The organism is Streptomyces sp. NPDC090021 (assembly GCF_044748225.1).
In the GTDB taxonomy this organism is placed as follows: Bacteria; Actinomycetota; Actinomycetes; order Streptomycetales; family Streptomycetaceae; genus Streptomyces.
On record NZ_JBIVFO010000012.1, the window covers coordinates 1 to 3481 of the forward strand.

3 protein-coding genes and 1 pseudogene are annotated in these 3481 nt (G+C 72.7%); 1 reads left to right on the forward strand and 3 read right to left on the reverse strand.

Annotated features, from left to right (window positions below; all coding sequences use genetic code 11):
• Window positions 1-275: 275 nt before the first annotated feature.
• The 3 genes from ACIPXC_RS11590 to ACIPXC_RS11600 form a co-directional block, all read right to left on the reverse strand.
• Window positions 276-488, reverse strand: a complete 213-nt coding sequence (locus tag ACIPXC_RS11590; protein WP_386464795.1) for a hypothetical protein — start codon at window positions 486-488, stop codon at window positions 276-278.
• A gap of 315 nt (window positions 489-803) precedes the next feature.
• Window positions 804-1286, reverse strand: coding sequence for a lamin tail domain-containing protein (locus ACIPXC_RS11595; RefSeq protein ID WP_401615898.1), 483 nt, complete (start codon window positions 1284-1286; stop codon window positions 804-806).
• 533 nt (window positions 1287-1819) lie between these two features.
• A complete protein-coding gene (locus tag ACIPXC_RS11600) occupies window positions 1820-2794 on the reverse strand; it encodes an MsnO8 family LLM class oxidoreductase (RefSeq protein ID WP_401615900.1) in 975 nt (324 codons plus the stop codon).
• 327 nt (window positions 2795-3121) lie between these two features.
• On the opposite strand from ACIPXC_RS11600, the pseudogene ACIPXC_RS11605 reads away from it, so the two are divergent.
• Window positions 3122-3481 (forward strand): annotated as a pseudogene (locus ACIPXC_RS11605) (hypothetical protein); the annotation flags it as partial.

Genomic DNA, 3481 nt, shown 5'->3' on the forward strand with positions numbered 1-3481 from the left:
GGAGGGGCAACACCGCGCAAGCGGTCGAATGCCCGTGAACCTCAGCCCCGACAGGGGTTGGAATCCCCCTGCCTTTAGCTGGGGGAGGATGTCAAGACATCACCGGATCGGCGAACGCCACCAGCACCGCCCCGGCATCCGCCGACGACCAGCGCCGCAGCCGCAGCCCCGAGGACACTTCCAGACGATCACGCACCGCCGCAGTCTTCCCCAGCCCCGGCCCCGCCCGCCAGCCCTTTGCCCACCCGCCCCGGCAGCGCGCCACCCGGGCCGGATCAGGCCTCGCGGTCCATCACCCGACGGGCCGCCTCGGCCTCCGCCGCGGGCGGCGAGAGCTCGTCGAGGGTGTCGAGCTCGTCGTCCGAACCCAACTCCTCCTCCCAGGCGGCCGCGAGCCGTTCCTGCTCCTCGCGCGGCATGCCCGCCACGGCCTCCCGCCGGTGCGGCTCCAGCACCGCGAGGAAACGCCCGACCGGGTCCGTCGGCATGCCGTACTCCTTCTCAGCGTGGGACAGAGAGCAGGGGAAGGGGACACGAGGAAAGAGGCGGCGTCAGCGACGCCGCGCCCGGCCCAGCATCGCGAACCGGGCCCGCACCGCCGGTCCGACACGGCACGCCGCCACCCGAATGCACGCGCCCGCACCCACCCCAGCCGACACGGACACACACGGACACACGCATGTCCGTACGCACGGACACGGGTACGGACACGGGTACGGCGTGCCGCGGCCCCCCGGCCACGGCACCCCGGCACCCCGGCAGCCGGCGGTCACCGTCCCCGTCGGGGCGACCGCCGGGCGGGATCAGCCGCGGCGGTGGTGTCCGCGGTGGCCCCAGGACTCGGTGTCGACGACGTTGCCGCGGTGGTCGCGGAGGGTGGCGGTGTCGCGGTCGTTCCAGATCTGGCGGTTGCGGTCCTGGTAGAGGTCGTGGCGGGTGTCGCGGCCCTGTCCGGTGTGGACCTTGACGGCGGAGCGGCCGTCCAGGCGGAAGTCGGGGAAGCGGTAGCGGTTGCCCTGCTGGTCGGTGAGGGTGTAGCCGCGGAGGTTGACGCTGTGGCGGCCGGTGTTCCTGATCTCGACCCATTCGCGGTTCAGGGCGCGGTTGGAGCGCTCACCCCGGCCGGGGCTGTCGTACCGGACGTCGCCGATGACGAGGCCGGAACGCTCGCGGCGGTGGTCGCGGCGGTGGTCGTCGGCCGCGGCGGGCAGCGCGGCCGCGCCGGCCAGGGTGCCGGCGGCCAGGAGGACTGCCAGGATGCGGCGGATGGCGGGGGAAGCGGACATGGAGGATGGACCCCTTCGACGTCAGCGGACGGCCCGAACCGGCGACATGCACACCCGCATGCACGGGCGGATGCGGTCCGGCCGGGCTCGAAACGATTCCCGGCCACTGGCCGAGGAGCCACACTCTGGCTGCCCGGCACACCCGGACACCGCCCGCCCGCCCCCTGTTTCCCAATCCGGATATCTCCGTAGCCCTCCCTTGTAGCGGGCAACCGTCAAACCCGGATTGACGCCCCCGGCACGGCAGTTCACCACCGGCCGGTGGCACGCCTGCGCAGCAGCCCTCCCCGCGCCCCGCACCCCGCCCCCGGCCACGGCCCGCACCCCTGCGCCGAACGGGTTCAACAGCCTGTAACAGCCGCCCCCGCCGCCCCTTCGCACGCACCTGCGGAAACGATCCCCGCGTACGGGAAACCGGCACCCCGCCGGCCACCCGGACCCGGCCACCCGGACCGGCCACCCCGCCGGCACATCACCGCCCCGCCCGGCCGCCCCCGCCCGGCCGCCCCCGCCCGGCCGCCCCGGCGGGGCCGTCACCGCCCCCAGTACTTCCTGACCAGCTCGTAGGAACCGATCCGCTCCCGCAGGTCGTAGACCGGCGTGGCCAGCATCAGCTCGTCCGCCCCTGTCTCACCGGCCAGTTGCGCGAGCCGCCCCACCACCGCCTCGGGCGCCCCGACCGCCTGCTGCGCACGGAAACCGTCCAGCGCCTGCCGTTCCTGCTCCGTGAAGGGATGCGCGGCCGCCTGCGCGGGCGTGGGGAACGGCGTCCGGCTCAGTCCCTGCAGGAGCCCGGCCTTGACGACGTTCATCGGCCCCGCCCGCCACACCGCCTCCTCCTCCGTCTGCGCGCACACCGTCTCCACGCACAGCAGCACCCGCGGCCGCTCGCACCACCGGGACGGAGTGAAAGCCGCCCGGTAACCCTCCACGACCGCAAGGGTGTTGTCCGGACGGATGTGATGCGCGACCGCGACCGGCAGGCCCAGGGCCGCGGCGAGAGCACCCCCCGCGGCACTGGAAGCCAGCAGCCACGGCTCCGGCAGCGGACCCAGCGCGACCTCCTCCACCAGGAACGACAGGACCGCGGCCACATCGCCGCGGTACTCCGCATCCGTCGCCGGCCCCGCCCCGCGGCGCAGCGCCCGGGCGATGCCCTCGTCGAAGGTGCCCGGCCCCCGGCCGATGCCCAGGTCGATGCGGTCCTCGTGCAGGGCGGCCAGCGTCCCGAACTGCTCGGCCAGCACGAGCGGCGCGTGGTTGGGGGCCAGCACCCCGCCCGAACCGAGACGGATCACCGAGGTCGAGGCCGCGGCGTGCGCCGTCAGCACGACCGGCGGGAACGCGCCGATCGCGGGGGAGTGGTGATGCTCCGCGTACCAGAGACGGTGATAGCCCAGCCGCTCCACTCCCTGCGCGAAGGCCGCGGTGTCCCGCAGGGTGTCCACGGCGCGGGTGCCCGTCTGCACCATCGCGACTTCCAGCGCTGAAAGAGGTATGTCGAGCATGGCCGTCAGCATAGGGAGCACCCCGCCCGGTAACCGCCCCGATGATCGTTTTCACGCCACCACGGACGCACCGCGAACGGCCGGGCCCCCACAGCCCGGCCCCGCCCGCCTCACGGCAGCAGAAATCCCGATTAACCCGCGCCGACGGAAACGTCAAGCCCCGAATTCACGGAACGTGACCGCCGGTGCGGCGAACCGGCCTACTGGATATGCGGCCCCACCGGAAAAGAAAATGAGGCCGCAGACGCGATGCGAACAATCCCCACCATCGCGGAGGCCCCGAAAACCCGGAGCCTTTCAGGTTCCGATTCGATCAGGAGAAACACCATGAACCGAAAGTTCGAGACGCCCGAGTCCCGCCCCAAGCGCCGAGGCTTCCGCCTCGCGACCGCCGTAGCCGCTGCTGCGATCGCCGGCGGGATCCTCATCCCTGCGTCCTCCGCGATGGCGGCCCCTACCACCTCGGTGGAAAGCGTCGTCACCCACAGCAAGCACGACCACAAGAAGCACGACGGCAACCACCACGGCAAGAAGAAGAAGCGCAACAACCCCGGCAACACCCAGGGCGGTACGCAGGGTGGCGGTAATGGGAACACCCAGGGCGGTACGCAGGGTGGCGGTAATGGGAACACCCAGGGCGGTACGCAGGGTGGCGGTAATGGGAACACCCAGGGCGGTACGCAGGGA

Bases quoted from the DNA above. Each gene is read 5' to 3' on its own strand.
- ACIPXC_RS11590 (WP_386464795.1), bottom strand. From the start codon at position 488: ATGCCGACGGACCCGGTCGGGCGTTTCCTCGCGGTGCTGGAGCCGCAC.
- ACIPXC_RS11595 (WP_401615898.1), bottom strand. From the start codon at position 1,286: ATGTCCGCTTCCCCCGCCATCCGCCGCATCCTGGCAGTCCTCCTGGCC.
- ACIPXC_RS11600 (WP_401615900.1), bottom strand. From the start codon at position 2,794: ATGCTCGACATACCTCTTTCAGCGCTGGAAGTCGCGATGGTGCAGACG.